Consider the following 12309-nt stretch of genomic DNA (forward strand, 5'->3'; position numbering starts at 1 on the left):
GTTGTCAGATGGAGGGGCTATAGGGCCGCTGGGTTGTTTGGTCAATTTTACCGGGGGGTTGTCGTCGGTGGCCCTGACCTCAATTGGTTTGGCGGAATTGCCGACGATTAATTCAGGGACTATAGGGACGGTTTTTACCGGATCGGCAGCGGCGAGCATCACACGCTCGACGTAACTCGTTGACCCTGGCTTGTCTGGCTTAAAGCCGCGGCTGAAATTGCCCGAGTAGTAGCAGGAAATAGCAGCCTGTAAGGCCACTTGAGGATCAGGGCGGGTTTTTGAGGCCCTGACATAGCAGTCCTCAAGGATTTTCGAGCCGACGCGCAGACTGGTGCACGGATCGAACGCCTGATCGTAGGTCACATTGTATTTTGGGAGGTTGTAGCGGTTGACTTGTGCAGCACCGAGGGAGAAATTCCACCCGGCATTCGCAAGCGCTTGCGCAGTGGCTACAGCTTCTTCGCGGTTAGTCGGTTGACGGACAAGGTATCCGTCAACCACGCCAATTCCATAAGGGTTAGCCAGCGACTCGACAGTGACGACTGACGCCATCGTCTGCGGTGCTACGGTTGGCGCGCATTGCTGCGCCAAGGTCAAGAAATCCAGCATGGTTAGGTCTCCTTGTCTTATTTAGACGGAAACCATAATACCATATCTTGGTTATCTCCTAACCCCTTATTTGGTAGTCCGCTTCCGTGCGTTTTCTTGCGTTTCTGGCTGTTCTTGCTCGACCCCAAATTGTCGATCTGTAGGCGCTTTGTGATCACCTGGAGCGGGTACTTCTTGGTTCCTATGAAGCTCGAAACTGTCCGTGGGATACGCTTCTTTCAAATGATCGTTCAGCCTTTTCAGATCTTTGAACAGTTTCGGCTGTGTACGTTCGCGCCGAGTGGTCAAATACCACTCCTTACTTCCCGCCCATTTGAGCTGGGCGATGACAAAAAATCCTTCCGGCGTCTCCATGACCTTGAGTTTCTTCAAGGTCTGTTGCTGCACAGCTAGATCCAAGTCACCTTCCAAAATGCTGTTGGCGGGACTACATGGGGATAGCTTCATGTGAGTCCTGTCGGGTGCGGTCATGATCGTCCTATTTTATAGCCAAAACGCTATATTTTGGTAGGCGTTAATTAGTTAATTAGGCAAAACCTTTTAACTCATGTCCCTATTCGTACTCTGGCGTACCAAAAGTGGATATTTTGGATCCATGTTGAGGTGCGTCAGCGACCTTCAATCCAGTCGCCAAAGAGTAGCAAATTGGCGACTGTATTTCGACGTTAAATTGACACTCTGTCGCCATATCAAAATCGACAATATCCATCCAAAAACAGCGTTAACTCGGTAGTACGCTTACTTTTTTTTACAAAATTGACCCAAAGTTGGCGACAGCAAAGAGAGATGGCCACCGTCCAAATGTCGCCAATTTCAAACCGTGCTTATGGCGACAAAAACCCCGGCGCCGGCGCCGAGATTTGTCGCCATGGATTGGCGACTGAAATTGCCGATCGATCTTCCCGGGTTGTCACCAAAGACAGGCCAGCAAAGCCAACCACAGCAGATCCAGAGCAACAGCCTAAAAGCGGGCGTTCGTTCCTCACTATCAAGCCGGGCTACGCCCGTCTGCGCAGCGTGCCGCTGCAATAGGCCTGTGTTCATGTCCGTGTCCGACTTGAGGCCGTATGCCTCGCAGAGTCCCTTGCACCTGCCCTTGAAGGTAGATCAACCGGGGCACGTCACAAGGGTTCGGCTACGCCCGGAAACTTCCCCCGTTCAGACTCGCTGCGCTCCCTTAGCTGCGGCCTCAGCTTCCGCCCTTGCAACGCACTTTTCCCGGCCGATCCACCTACGGGCTACGGCGCAAGGCACTCAGCGAAGCAAGGTTCACAACCAAAGGCGGAAACCGACATGAATCACCCACAAACAAATCAAAATCCGGCGAAAGCATCTAGCAAAGCAATGGTAAAGCGACCAGCAAAGCAACGCTTTATTCCTGCCAATGCCGAGGCGCGGGAATTTCCAGCGGCGGCGGTCGTTGCCTACTGCTACCAAAATGCGCAGGGATTCGTTTATCTGGCCTACAAGGGGCGACAGTCGAAGGCGGCGCGGCATGAGGGGTATCAGACAGAGGCGGCGCGGGATGAATACTTGGCGCAGTACGTCAGCCAGCAGCTCAGCAACGAAGACTACAAGCGCAGCCGTCAGACGGCCTTGCATGGTCTGGTGCCCGGCGACATCGTGTGCAGCACCTGGGGCTGTGAGCAAACCAACGTGACGTTCTTCCAAGTTCTACGGGTGCCATCCGCTCGTTCTGCCGTCGTGCGACAGATCGAAGCCGAGTTGGTCGAGGGCGATCCGCATAGCATGACCGGCAAGAAAACCCCCATGCCGGGTATTTTTGCGGCCCGCTCCGAAGAGCTGACACGCCGGGCAATCGAGTTGCACGCGCTGACTGGTTTCCAAAGCTGGCACGGCAGTATGCGCAAATGGGACGGCAAGCCCTGCGCCGTCACGTCCTACGCCTGATCGACAGACACCCCCCCCGGCCGCGTGCCGGGTTTTTTGCGTCTGGTGACTGGCGGTGCAGATCCTGGGCGAATGTGTGTCACCAGTTAGACATGCGCTTAAACAACAAACCTAACCCTAGCCCTATGCAATACAAGGCCGCTACGACTGGAACGCAAAGAAGCAGATAGGCCGCAGGCCAAGAGAGCCCGTGGAGGCTTTCACGAAAGCCCATGGTATCCAAAGCCGAAATTTGCAGTGCGATAGGCAGCTGCAAAAGCACAAACCGCGACTTTGAATCGCCGCTGGATAAGGCCATTGCTACGCATGCGATGGCAGGCAGCAGATACATCAGGCAGAAAACAGTCCCTAAACGGCTTAGTCGCATGGCTTTTCCTTAGTCAGCGGATTGGAGCGCGGACAGTACAGGGTCGGCCAGATAGACGGCCAGCCCTGCCAAATGGCGGCCAAAGTGTTTTTACAAAGAAATTACCAAATTTTGTAGAAAACGCTTACCAAGATGATATACTTTGGTCACGCCAAACGAATGCTTTGGTAATCCAAAGGAGTCAGCAGCATGAACCAGAACACCGCAGCAGCAAAGGCCCCGCGCAAATCGAACGTCGAAATCATCACCGACTTGATGGAGTTTTCCAAATTCGGCGCGCTGGCACAGGTTTTCGTCATGGATGCCTTGAGCAAGCAGGCCCACCACGTCGTCAACGCATCGCCCGAAGAGCTGGCCGCAATGGGCGGCGGGATCATCCCTCCGAACGTTTGGCTGGGCGTGGCTAAAGAGATATCCGAAAAGCTGGAAGCTAACTCGGCCTTTTAAGGTTGCGGGGCTTGGCGACGTTAAGCGCTGCCAGGCCCTGACCTTTTGTCACCATTACCGGAGTTAACCGCCATGGATACCTACAAACAGATTCACGACTTCACGGCCGTAGGTGCGGCCCGTTTCACGGAATTTCTCAGCATTCAGGCCCGGCCAGATGTTAGCCCGGCGGTCTGCCGTCTGGAGTGCTTGGGCGTCATTGAAGACAACTTGAACAGCAACGCGGGCGGTCCGCTAGCTTGGGAGTTGGGCGCACTGGAGAGCAGCGACGGGAAGCGTCACACCTTTGCGGCCGTGGAAGACGACCTGATTATTGAAGTGGTGCGCCCTGATGAGTAAGCCCATGCGAACCATGACCCTCGAAGAAATACGCACCACGTTTCACAGCGGAGGCCTCACCGCCGCGCAGATAGTTGCCCATGGTCGCCGTTTCCACCTGACCGCCGATACCCGGACAGGCGAGCGCGTCATTTTGGTGAAGTACACCGGCCGCACTCCCCGGCCCATTGCTGACCCGACCACCGCTATCAAAATGCTTTACGACATCGGTTTTAAAGTTGTGACTGTTGAAATGACCGACTGGCAGCCGGAACAGTCCGAACTTAAGTTGAGCGAACAATAATAGGGAGTCAACAAAATGAAATATCAACACTTGATAGGCTGTTTGTTGGTAGTGCTGTTGTCCGGTTGTGCAAATGGCCCTTATTACTACGGCGGCACCGGATACCGGGCTTATAACATCGGCGGCTTGCCGGTTAACGGTTCAATGGGTGTAAACCTCAGCAAAACCGGCTTGATGTTCAATCCCAATGTGATGTTCCGCCCGATCTTCCGCGACTGGCGTTAACAATAAGTAAGTGTAAGATGTCATCCGCTGCCATCGGCATAACCATTTTTATCGTCACAAACAGGAAAACGTCATGCGGTTTATCAAGATTGCAAACGTCATAGCCCTAGCGGCTGGCTTGGTTTTGGGCGATTTAGTGTTGGCTGGATTTGGTGCTGTCGGGTTGGCTTTTTGCTTTCTGAACGCAGTAATCGAAACTGACAACAACCCAACTTTTCAAGCGTAACCAGCTGTATCAGAACCCGGCCGCGTGCCGGGTTTTTTGCGTCTGGTGACTGGCGGTGCAGATCCTGGGCGAATGTGTGTCGCCAGTGTGGCCGTTCCCCTGCCCGGCTCTGAGCCGTTTTCCCTGCGCACGTTCCCCATGGCTACCCGTGCCGGTCGGAAGCCGCGTCAGGTGCGCTACCGGAGGCCGCAGCTAAGGGAGCGTAGCGAGTCTGAACGGGTGAGGATAGCGGCGCAGCGGACACTTGATGCGGGTGTAGGCCACTTACCTTCCGCAAGGGTTTGTAGGGTGCGCTCTTCACCCTGCAAACCTGCTGCCGGTCGAGGCTGGGCGTCCAGAGGGCAAAGCCCTTTGGGGCAAGCCGGAGGCGCGCAGTAACCGAGCTAAGTACCTGACGCGCGTTGCTTGTCCCCCACAAACAAAAGCCCCGACAAGTCGAGGCGTTTTTTGCGGGTTGCCTACAAAAAATAGTTTCGGACGGCCTGCAAGTGTTCGGGCGCGACAGCAAAGGGTGCCGACTGCATCCCCATTAGTTTCATCATTGCGACGATTCTATGCCGACCATCCATCAGCACAGGGCTACCCTCTTTGTTTAGCGTCATTTCCGGGTATTCAATCCGACCAGCGCTCAGCATCTTTTTAACGCGGTGCCATCTAAGCGGGTTGAGTTCAAACCTCATTTCGTCATCGAGCGTGGAAAGTGCCTCATTTAATGGCAGTTCGATAAACTCAAAATCCACGTTGGCCGGTGCCGGATAAAACTCTAATTCCGTTGCAGGAGGAAAGTCGAATAAACCACAAGGCGGGATGTTCTCGATATTCTTCCAGTCGTACCAATCATTCCCCTCGGACAAATCAGTATTTGCCCAGAATCGGCGGAAAAAAAACAGCGACACGTTGTCCGGCTTTGGGGGCATAGGCATTTTCATATTCAATCCTTGGACTTGGCGAATTTGTAGTAGGTGCTACGGCTGATCTTTAATGCCGCGCAAATTTGTGACGGTGATTGATCCGTCATCGACAGTGTTTTAATGGCATTGATGATTTCGGGTGTTGCACCTGGGCGACCGCCCGTTCTCCCTCGCGCGCGGGCTGATGAAAGTCCGGCCTGAGTCCGTTCAATCATCAAGCGTCGTTCAAACTGTGCAATAGAGCCGAAGACGTGGAATATCAATTCCCCGGCCGCGCTGCTGGTATCGATCCGCTCTGTCAAACTCTCGAAACCGATGCCGAGGGCTTCAAGTTCGCTGACGAGCTTCACCAGCTCGTGCAGCGAGCGGCCGAGGCGGTCAAGTCGCCAGACCACAAGTAGATCCCCCGGCCGGGCGAACGCCAAAGCTTCCTTTAGTCCCGGTCTGTCCACTTTGGCCCCGCTCATGACATCAGTGAACAGGCGTTCACACCCGGCCGCAGTCAGGGCGTCTTTTTGCAAGTCTAGGTTCTGATCGTCCGTCGAAATTCTGGCATAGCCAATTTTCATTCGATGTTGTCCGTTAACTCGTTGGTGCGGAGAGTATACAGACTCTGTTTTGCGGACGAGTAAAAGAACAATTACCATTGGGCAATGGAGCTTTTCTTGCGAAAGGTTGACAGCATCCGTAAATCGTTCGTTTTACGAACACAGCAAGGAGAAAAAACGCGATGGCTAAGCAAACACCGATAATCCAGCCTCGGCTGGCAGTCGATTGCCTTATGTCGGGGCTACTGATCCTGAAAGCCTATAAGCCGGACATGGAAATTTACCCTTGTCATCGTTCTGGACGAGCCGTTCAAATTCAAGAGGTCGAATTTGAAAAACTTGCTAGTGCTGACCGGTCGCAATTGCTTGAGTTGGGTTGGTGGAACAACGATGCGTTGGTCTGGTGTTTTTAATCCGTGACGCCGCGCTTGCGGCGCTTATAGGGCGCTACCTTGTCGCGTCTGCGCCGTTTCAATACAGCCCCCGGCGTCACCCCTGCCCTATCGGCAATTTCAGCATCACTGAGTTTGCCCAGCACCGCCGCGAAGCTATCGAGCGGCGACGTTATTTTGCTCTTCCAAGAAGATACGCCCAAGTCTGTACGGCGTGAGGTGATAGCGTTTTTCGACACCCCAGCCAAATCCGCCACGGCTTGGTCAGGGATCGTGCCCAACAGATGATCGAAGTCAGCAATACACGACGTTGTAGCAAAGGCTGGAATTTCCAGCTTCACCCGGCGCTTGCGGATCGTGGAAACCGCCACATCTGCAAACTCTGCGATAACCTTATCTGACATTTTGCCCAGCAGGACGTCGTATCCACCCCACCCGGCCACTGTCCTTTTCTGCATTAATCGTCCCTCGATGGTGACAGCCGGTGCCGATGGCCACCTGATTTTTGTCGCCATTTAGTGCTTACATACATTGCACATACAATGTATGTGCGCGTAAAATGGTGCCCATGGAGCGTTACCACTCCAATCAGACAGAGGGCATGATTATGTCGAAAGAAATTCAATACACAATCCGCGTCGAACCAGCTCTTAAAGACGATTTCTTGCAAGCCGCTAACCGCCATCACACGAAAGGCGCTCAGGTACTGCGTGAGTTCATGCGTGGCTATGTTGCCAATGCTACCCCGGAGGCTTTGCCTCAGATCAGCGAAGACGAGCAGCGGGCCCGCCAAAAAGCGGTCGGCTTTGCCACGGCATCCGTGGGGCTGGAGGGCTTCGTATTATCCGAGAACGACCGAGAATTGGCGGATCGCTATGTTAGCGGCGAGTTGGACATTGAAGCGTTCATAGCGAGCGCAATCGAACAATCGACAGAGCATTAATCGTATGGCTCAGGACGGGCGCGAAGAACTGGAAGGCCGGATTACGTGGGCGCGTATCGTTGAACTGGAAGCAAAGCCAGTTCAGGGAAAATTCGACCTCGACCACCTCAAGGAAGTTAACCGGCGTATTTTTCAAGACATGCCAAAGGCTGGCTTTGACAAGTACACGCCGGGCGAATTTCGCCCCCCTGCCCGGCCGGGCGGAGATTGGGTGAAAAATCGGCCAATCGATCTAGAAGGCGTCAAAGGGACGATTTATGTCCGTTACTCAGACATGGACGAAAAAAGCCGTGAAGAGCTAGCTAGCACGCTGGAAAACGTCGATCCCGAAAAACTCAAAGGCATGAAGACCGAAGAGTTTACTAAGCACCTGGGCGAACTCTATACGAAGTTGGATTACATCCATCCGTTCATCGATGGCAACAGCCGCACCTTGCGCACGTTCACCAAACAACTTGCAGAGGCTTCGGGTTACGACGTTGATTGGAAACGCTTCAACGAGTCCACCAAGACCCGCAACGAACTGTATGTTGCTCGGGATATGGGCGTTAACGGAATCGCCCTAGAGCGGGGTATCAACAACCCCAAAGCCGCTGAGAATATCGCCAAGGTTCAAGAAATTTTGACGAGTCGTTTTCAGCCTTTACCCGAATTACTGAAAAGCGCAGTACGACCAAGCAGGGCCGTAGCCTTTGAACAGTTGCCGCAAGACAAGGCATTGGAAAAATTCCCTGAGCTTTCCACCGCTTTTAAGGCGATGGATTCTGCGCGGCTGTTCGCGGCCGAGAAGATGCCCGGCGATGCCGAAAAACAGCAACGGGCACTTGGCCTGGTCACTCAGCATTTACAGAAAAAGTTGGACGCAGGCGAGACGCGCCAGTTAGGGCAGTACGCGAGCCACAGGGAGCAGGGCCAAAGCAAGGCAGCGCCTGTTGTGGAGAAAGCCCGACCGGAAATCACCAAGCCGATAGACCGAGGCACTGACTACGAGCGTTAAATCGCGGGCAAAAAAAACCGCCAGATGGGCAAATCTGACGGTTTCGCCATCTAACCACTTAAGGGACGGGTTTCGATGACTGATCTACAGAATACCACAACAGGGGCAGCCGCTAAAAAAGCGCCCATTTTTACGTTCGATGAATCAGCCTACGTGGCCGAGTTGATCGAGGCCGGGGTTAGTCCAATGATGGCCGTCGAGGTTGCGGCCAACACTGCCAGAATCAGGCGTGAAGTGTTTGAGGCTGCGCAGATCGAGCAGCCGCGCGAGGCTGTAGAAACGATTCCACCTCGACCCCAACAGCCCAAGCCTCACCCCCTATCCGACGGCAATGGCACAACAAGCGCAAACGTAGTGCCAGCCAAGCCAGTGACGGACCCGGTATCCGCCGCGCGTGCTGCGGCACTGGCCGTTGAGAATGCGAAAAAGGAACAAGAAGAACGCGAGCTGGAAAACGACATCTTCAATACCTGTTTCTTTAAGGCGGAAGCCCCGGTACCCAAAAAATCCAAGGCCGCGAAAGACACACCCGTAACCCGGCCGATTGCCGTCTACGACTACCGCACTGGTGAACTCCCACAGCGGGTGCGTGAGCTGATTGAAACCCACCTTACGATTGAGGCAGAAGACGCCAAGAGCGCGGGCACGCTTGGCTTTATGACGCGATCCCTCGCTATTGCCACCCTGCCCCATCGCCGGATAGACGACTTCCGGTTTGTGCGCAAAAACGGCGACTTCACGCTAACCATGATGACCGCACATCCCGAGGGCCTGCCCTTCGGCACGATCCCGCGATTGCTCCTTACGTGGGTTTGCACCGAGATTGCCCAAAAGAAAGAGCGCGTATTGCACCTGGGCGACAACCTCGCCGCTTACCTTCAAGAGCTGGGCCTTAACAACTCTGGCGGCAAGCGCGGTGACATCACCCGACTGAAACACGCCATGACCACCTTGTTCAGCTCCATTATTTCTTGCCATTACGACGGCCGCGAAAATTTCGCCCTGAATAACGTGATGCTGGCCGATGACATTAATTGCTGGTGGACACCGCAGACCGAAGATGACGCCGGTAAATGGCAATCTACCGTCTCGCTCTCCGAGAAGTTTTTTAACGAGTGCGTCGAGCATAAATTGCCGTTCGACATGCGCGCCATTAAACCGCTGCGTTCGTCGCCGCTGGCTCTTGATATTTACATGTGGCTAACGCATCGCATGAGCTACTTGTCGCGGCGCACAACCATTCCGTGGATTGCATTAGCTGGGCAGTTTGGAGCGGGCTACGCCTCCAATGAGCAGGGCCTACGAGATTTTAAGCGGGCATTCTTGCGCGAGCTCAAGCATGTCCTGATCGTTTACCCAGCCGCGCGGTGTTCAGACAGCAAAAACGGGCTTGTACTTTACCCAAGCCCGACACATATCGCTCCGGCCGCCACGCCGAAGCAACCACAACTGCCATTTTAAGGTTTACGCATGGACGCTACTTTCAAGCTATCCCGCCGAGAAAAAATCACCTACAGCCTTATCGCTGTCTTTTTGATTGGCGGCTGGCTTCAACAGAAATACGAGAAACATCGGATGCAGACCGACTACGAAAATCACTGCGCAGAAATTGCCAAAAATCCGAACCAGATGCCGTGTATTACTCCGACCCCGCCAGACATCCCTATGCCTGCCAATGGCTAGGGTTCCGGCCGCTATGCACTGGTGACAATCACGCGCACCAGGTCACGCGCATTTGTCGCCATTCGCCAGACATGACAAGGCCCGCTTGCACGGGCCTTGTTTGATGTTTCGCGTCGGTCGGTGGACTAGGGCCTGACCTCGGCGGGATTTCCAACCCCCACGCCCTTTTTTAAAGCTGAATGGCTCAAGTCCACATCCATTCCAGCTCTAGACGGCTCGCATAGTGTCCGCCTGCTTTAGTGGCATATTTACGATAGCCCACCCCTGAAAAATCGCCACATGCTCTCAGTCCAGCGAAGGCATGGTGACAGTGATCCGTCCTGCAGGACGTTTCTCTGTCACCACCCCGGCCAATTGGTGACGGCTTGCAGACTTGGCCATGTCTTGGCCGTCACCACTTATAGCGCTCATTGGTGACTGAAACCCCGGCGCCGGCGCCGTGAATTGTCGCCATGGATTGGCGACTGAAATTGCCGATCGATCTTCCCAGGTTGTCACCATAGACAGGCCCAGCCAAAGCACAAGCCAGCAGATCCAGAGCAACAGCCTAAAAGCGGGCGTTCGTTCCTCACTATCAAGCCGGGCTGCGCCCGTCTGCGCAGCGTGCCGCTGCAATAGGCCTGTGTTCATGTCCGTGTCCGACTTGAGGCCGTATGCCTCGCAGAGTCCCTTGCACCTGCCCTTGAAGGTAGATCAACCGGGGCACGTCACAAGGGTTCGGCTACGCCCGGAAACTTCCCCCGTTCAGACTCGCTGCGCTCCCTTAGCTGCGGCCTCAGCTTCCGCCCTTGCAACGCACTTTTCCCGGCCGATCCACCTACGGGCTACGGCGCAAGGCACTCAGCGAAGCAAGGTTCACAACCAAAGGCGGAAACCGACATGAATCACCCACAAACAAATCAAAATCCGGCGAAAGCATCTAGCAAAGCATGGTTGAACAGCGAAAAGCTCAGCAAAGAAGAGCTGCAACAAAAGGCGCTGACTAATGCTTTGACCAGTGAGAGCGTGGCGAACTTTCAGGCGATTTATGACGGTTTCGAAGCTAAAGGCATTGAGGCTAAAGACATCTTGCCGCGAGTAAACGTGTTCACCTTTAAAGCGTGGAAAGCACTAGGCCGGGTTGTGATGCGCGGCGAGCAAGGCGTAAAGATTGTGACCGTTATCCCGTGCGAGAAAAAAGACCCGGAAACAGGCGAAAAAAAGCCGGTAAAAAAGATCAAAACTACAACGGTTTTTCACCTCTCGCAGACTCAGCCGCTGGACGCCGAGCCAGTCGAGCCGAACGAACAAGCGGACGCCGTGACCGTCGAGCCTGCCGCCGAGGAAGTCGCCGCACCAGAAGCCGAGGCCACCCAGGCACCGCGTGAGCTGAACGCATACGAAGCCAAACAAGCCGCACGGCGTGAGCGTTACGAGGATCGGGCGGCCAGCGCGCAATCACTCAGCCAAACCACCTACAAGCGCGCGCGTGACATGGCGTCGGTGATTCCTTTCGGCCAACCGATCCTAGTCGGCCATCACAGCGAACGCCGCGACCGTAACTATCGGGGCAAAATTGAAAACACGTTTGGCAAGTCATTCGCGTTGATGGATAAAGCCGACCATTACGCAAAAAAAGCGGAGTCCGTAGGGACTGGCGGAATTTCCAGCGATGACCCGGACGCCGTGGCGAAGCTGCGCGTTCAACTGGACAACGCAGAGCGCACGCAGGAAGCAATGAAAGCAGCGAACAAGGCCATTCGCAGCAATAAGACCCCGGATAGTCAGAAAGCCGCTCTAGTGGCCTTGGGGTTCTCCGAAGTACGCGCGGCCCAGGTACTGGAAAAAGACTTCGCCGGGCGTGTTGGTTTTGCCAGCTATTCGCTGACCAACAACAACGCGAACATAAAACGGATTCAAGGCCGCATTGCCGAGCTGGAGAAGCAGAAACAGCGGGTTGATGTCGAGCAGGCGGGGAACGGGTTCACCTATCGCGAAGACACCGCAGAGAATCGCGTGATGTTCTTGTTCGACGGGAAGCCGGACGAGGCCACCCGCAAGCTGCTGAAAGGCCACAGTTTCAACTGGAGCCCGAGCCGCGACGGTAAGCCGTGGGTTCGTAAGCTAACCGCCGAAGGAATTTGGCACGCACAGCAGGTAATGGCCGCATTAAGTCTTACCAATATTGGTGACTAGCTAGTACCAAGATGGTATACTTTGGTCATGTCGCTGGACCAAGCGCTAGCCGGATTTTCCGGTTAGTGCCCCGACTAGGAGTAACCCGCTATGAAGTTTTTCGATGACCTCATTGTGACCCTTGCAAAGAAGATTAATCGCGGCGTTATGGCCGCAGGGGCGGGCCTTGCATATGTCCAATTTGTAGCACTTGTGTTCTTGCTTGTGATCTTTGGGAGTGTCGCTCTTTCGGCACTTCTTGCGCAGGTATGAA

At 54.5% G+C, this 12309-nt stretch carries 21 protein-coding genes; 14 read left to right on the top strand and 7 right to left on the bottom strand.

The genetic code is table 11. The features are described 5' to 3' along the window. Both ACYZTZ_RS31125 and ACYZTZ_RS31130 read right to left on the bottom strand, forming a co-directional pair. Positions 1–609: lytic transglycosylase domain-containing protein (locus ACYZTZ_RS31125; protein ID WP_462000753.1), on the bottom strand; the 609-nt coding region annotated here is incomplete at its 3' end. 66 nt (positions 610–675) lie between these two features. Continuing rightward, entirely contained in the window at positions 676–1080 is a 405-nt protein-coding gene (locus ACYZTZ_RS31130) for a hypothetical protein (protein ID WP_462000754.1), read from the bottom strand. Positions 1081–1395: 315 nt separating this feature from the next. On the opposite strand from ACYZTZ_RS31130, the gene ACYZTZ_RS31135 reads away from it, so the two are divergent. Continuing rightward, positions 1396–1641, top strand: a complete 246-nt coding sequence (locus ACYZTZ_RS31135; protein WP_462000755.1) for a hypothetical protein — start codon at positions 1396–1398, stop codon at positions 1639–1641. A 261-nt stretch (positions 1642–1902) separates the two neighbouring features. Next, the gene (locus ACYZTZ_RS31140; RefSeq protein ID WP_462000756.1) at positions 1903–2520 is read left to right on the top strand and encodes a hypothetical protein; all 618 of its coding nucleotides are present in this window, start codon (positions 1903–1905) and stop codon (positions 2518–2520) included. Positions 2521–2599: 79 nt separating this feature from the next. On the opposite strand, the gene ACYZTZ_RS31145 is transcribed toward ACYZTZ_RS31140, so the two are convergent. After that, positions 2600–2887, bottom strand: coding sequence for a hypothetical protein (locus ACYZTZ_RS31145; protein WP_462000757.1), 288 nt, complete (start codon positions 2885–2887; stop codon positions 2600–2602). A 189-nt stretch (positions 2888–3076) separates the two neighbouring features. On the opposite strand from ACYZTZ_RS31145, the gene ACYZTZ_RS31150 reads away from it, so the two are divergent. From ACYZTZ_RS31150 to ACYZTZ_RS31170, 5 genes are all read left to right on the top strand, one after another. Further along, positions 3077–3334 carry a hypothetical protein gene (locus ACYZTZ_RS31150; protein ID WP_462000758.1) on the top strand — a complete coding sequence of 86 codons (258 nt, stop codon included), beginning with the start codon at positions 3077–3079 and terminating at the stop codon, positions 3332–3334. 72 nt (positions 3335–3406) lie between these two features. Next, positions 3407–3673, top strand: coding sequence for a hypothetical protein (locus ACYZTZ_RS31155; RefSeq protein ID WP_462000759.1), 267 nt, complete (start codon positions 3407–3409; stop codon positions 3671–3673). Further along, complete coding sequence (locus ACYZTZ_RS31160) at positions 3666–3956, top strand: hypothetical protein (protein ID WP_462000760.1); 291 nt, start codon at positions 3666–3668, stop codon at positions 3954–3956. The genes ACYZTZ_RS31155 and ACYZTZ_RS31160 overlap by 8 nt, the downstream gene beginning before the upstream one ends. Before the next feature lie 15 nt (positions 3957–3971). Next, positions 3972–4181 (top strand): hypothetical protein, encoded by a 210-nt coding sequence (locus tag ACYZTZ_RS31165; protein ID WP_462000761.1) that lies wholly within the window; start codon positions 3972–3974, stop codon positions 4179–4181. A 73-nt stretch (positions 4182–4254) separates the two neighbouring features. Beyond that, entirely contained in the window at positions 4255–4407 is a 153-nt protein-coding gene (locus ACYZTZ_RS31170; RefSeq protein ID WP_462000762.1) for a hypothetical protein, read from the top strand. A gap of 458 nt (positions 4408–4865) precedes the next feature. On the opposite strand, the gene ACYZTZ_RS31175 is transcribed toward ACYZTZ_RS31170, so the two are convergent. Next, positions 4866–5336, bottom strand: coding sequence for a hypothetical protein (locus ACYZTZ_RS31175; RefSeq protein ID WP_462000763.1), 471 nt, complete (start codon positions 5334–5336; stop codon positions 4866–4868). A gap of 2 nt (positions 5337–5338) precedes the next feature. Then, positions 5339–5887, bottom strand: a complete 549-nt coding sequence (locus ACYZTZ_RS31180) for a recombinase family protein (protein WP_462000764.1) — start codon at positions 5885–5887, stop codon at positions 5339–5341. Positions 5888–6048: 161 nt separating this feature from the next. On the opposite strand from ACYZTZ_RS31180, the gene ACYZTZ_RS31185 reads away from it, so the two are divergent. Continuing rightward, entirely contained in the window at positions 6049–6279 is a 231-nt protein-coding gene (locus ACYZTZ_RS31185; protein WP_462000765.1) for a hypothetical protein, read from the top strand. Here the strand turns inward: ACYZTZ_RS31185 and ACYZTZ_RS31190 are convergent. Further along, the gene (locus tag ACYZTZ_RS31190; protein WP_462000766.1) at positions 6276–6716 is read right to left on the bottom strand and encodes a hypothetical protein; all 441 of its coding nucleotides are present in this window, start codon (positions 6714–6716) and stop codon (positions 6276–6278) included. The two genes, ACYZTZ_RS31185 and ACYZTZ_RS31190, sit on opposite strands and share 4 nt — an antisense overlap. Positions 6717–6826: 110 nt before the next feature. Here ACYZTZ_RS31190 and ACYZTZ_RS31195 point away from each other — a divergent pair, with 110 nt between their 5' ends. From ACYZTZ_RS31195 to ACYZTZ_RS31210, 4 genes are all read left to right on the top strand, one after another. Continuing rightward, a complete protein-coding gene (locus tag ACYZTZ_RS31195) occupies positions 6827–7201 on the top strand; it encodes an antitoxin VbhA family protein (protein WP_462000767.1) in 375 nt (124 codons plus the stop codon). A gap of 4 nt (positions 7202–7205) precedes the next feature. Continuing rightward, on the top strand, positions 7206–8198 hold the full coding sequence (locus ACYZTZ_RS31200) for a Fic family protein (RefSeq protein ID WP_462000768.1): 993 nt from the start codon (positions 7206–7208) through the stop codon (positions 8196–8198). A 75-nt stretch (positions 8199–8273) separates the two neighbouring features. Further along, entirely contained in the window at positions 8274–9659 is a 1386-nt protein-coding gene (locus ACYZTZ_RS31205) for a replication protein RepA (RefSeq protein ID WP_462000769.1), read from the top strand. A 9-nt stretch (positions 9660–9668) separates the two neighbouring features. Then, entirely contained in the window at positions 9669–9881 is a 213-nt protein-coding gene (locus tag ACYZTZ_RS31210; protein WP_462000770.1) for a hypothetical protein, read from the top strand. Positions 9882–10166: 285 nt separating this feature from the next. Here the strand turns inward: ACYZTZ_RS31210 and ACYZTZ_RS31215 are convergent, their stop codons facing one another. Further along, on the bottom strand, positions 10167–10292 hold the full coding sequence (locus tag ACYZTZ_RS31215) for a hypothetical protein (protein ID WP_462000771.1): 126 nt from the start codon (positions 10290–10292) through the stop codon (positions 10167–10169). Between the two features lie 468 nt (positions 10293–10760). Between ACYZTZ_RS31215 and ACYZTZ_RS31220 the strand changes: the two genes are divergently transcribed. Both ACYZTZ_RS31220 and ACYZTZ_RS31225 read left to right on the top strand, forming a co-directional pair. After that, positions 10761–12056, top strand: coding sequence for a DUF3560 domain-containing protein (locus tag ACYZTZ_RS31220; RefSeq protein WP_462000772.1), 1296 nt, complete (start codon positions 10761–10763; stop codon positions 12054–12056). A gap of 90 nt (positions 12057–12146) precedes the next feature. Further along, complete coding sequence (locus ACYZTZ_RS31225; protein ID WP_462000773.1) at positions 12147–12308, top strand: hypothetical protein; 162 nt, start codon at positions 12147–12149, stop codon at positions 12306–12308. Position 12309: the final 1 nt, after the last annotated feature.

The organism is Pseudomonas sp. LB3P58, assembly GCF_054897895.1.

What these genes read in the sequence shown, in the direction of transcription:
- ACYZTZ_RS31195 (WP_462000767.1), top strand. Translation starts at nt 6,827, where the DNA reads ATGGAGCGTTACCACTCCAATCAGACAGAGGGCATGATTATGTCGAAA.
- ACYZTZ_RS31205 (WP_462000769.1), top strand. Translation starts at nt 8,274, where the DNA reads ATGACTGATCTACAGAATACCACAACAGGGGCAGCCGCTAAAAAAGCG.
- ACYZTZ_RS31160 (WP_462000760.1), top strand. Translation starts at nt 3,666, where the DNA reads ATGAGTAAGCCCATGCGAACCATGACCCTCGAAGAAATACGCACCACG.
- ACYZTZ_RS31220 (WP_462000772.1), top strand. Translation starts at nt 10,761, where the DNA reads ATGAATCACCCACAAACAAATCAAAATCCGGCGAAAGCATCTAGCAAA.
- ACYZTZ_RS31215 (WP_462000771.1), bottom strand. Translation starts at nt 10,292, where the DNA reads ATGAGCGCTATAAGTGGTGACGGCCAAGACATGGCCAAGTCTGCAAGC.
- ACYZTZ_RS31155 (WP_462000759.1), top strand. Translation starts at nt 3,407, where the DNA reads ATGGATACCTACAAACAGATTCACGACTTCACGGCCGTAGGTGCGGCC.
- ACYZTZ_RS31170 (WP_462000762.1), top strand. Translation starts at nt 4,255, where the DNA reads ATGCGGTTTATCAAGATTGCAAACGTCATAGCCCTAGCGGCTGGCTTG.
- ACYZTZ_RS31185 (WP_462000765.1), top strand. Translation starts at nt 6,049, where the DNA reads ATGGCTAAGCAAACACCGATAATCCAGCCTCGGCTGGCAGTCGATTGC.
- ACYZTZ_RS31135 (WP_462000755.1), top strand. Translation starts at nt 1,396, where the DNA reads ATGGCCACCGTCCAAATGTCGCCAATTTCAAACCGTGCTTATGGCGAC.
- ACYZTZ_RS31200 (WP_462000768.1), top strand. Translation starts at nt 7,206, where the DNA reads ATGGCTCAGGACGGGCGCGAAGAACTGGAAGGCCGGATTACGTGGGCG.
- ACYZTZ_RS31145 (WP_462000757.1), bottom strand. Translation starts at nt 2,887, where the DNA reads ATGCGACTAAGCCGTTTAGGGACTGTTTTCTGCCTGATGTATCTGCTG.
- ACYZTZ_RS31140 (WP_462000756.1), top strand. Translation starts at nt 1,903, where the DNA reads ATGAATCACCCACAAACAAATCAAAATCCGGCGAAAGCATCTAGCAAA.
- ACYZTZ_RS31190 (WP_462000766.1), bottom strand. Translation starts at nt 6,716, where the DNA reads ATGCAGAAAAGGACAGTGGCCGGGTGGGGTGGATACGACGTCCTGCTG.
- ACYZTZ_RS31225 (WP_462000773.1), top strand. Translation starts at nt 12,147, where the DNA reads ATGAAGTTTTTCGATGACCTCATTGTGACCCTTGCAAAGAAGATTAAT.
- ACYZTZ_RS31130 (WP_462000754.1), bottom strand. Translation starts at nt 1,080, where the DNA reads ATGACCGCACCCGACAGGACTCACATGAAGCTATCCCCATGTAGTCCC.
- ACYZTZ_RS31165 (WP_462000761.1), top strand. Translation starts at nt 3,972, where the DNA reads ATGAAATATCAACACTTGATAGGCTGTTTGTTGGTAGTGCTGTTGTCC.
- ACYZTZ_RS31150 (WP_462000758.1), top strand. Translation starts at nt 3,077, where the DNA reads ATGAACCAGAACACCGCAGCAGCAAAGGCCCCGCGCAAATCGAACGTC.
- ACYZTZ_RS31175 (WP_462000763.1), bottom strand. Translation starts at nt 5,336, where the DNA reads ATGAAAATGCCTATGCCCCCAAAGCCGGACAACGTGTCGCTGTTTTTT.
- ACYZTZ_RS31210 (WP_462000770.1), top strand. Translation starts at nt 9,669, where the DNA reads ATGGACGCTACTTTCAAGCTATCCCGCCGAGAAAAAATCACCTACAGC.
- ACYZTZ_RS31180 (WP_462000764.1), bottom strand. Translation starts at nt 5,887, where the DNA reads ATGAAAATTGGCTATGCCAGAATTTCGACGGACGATCAGAACCTAGAC.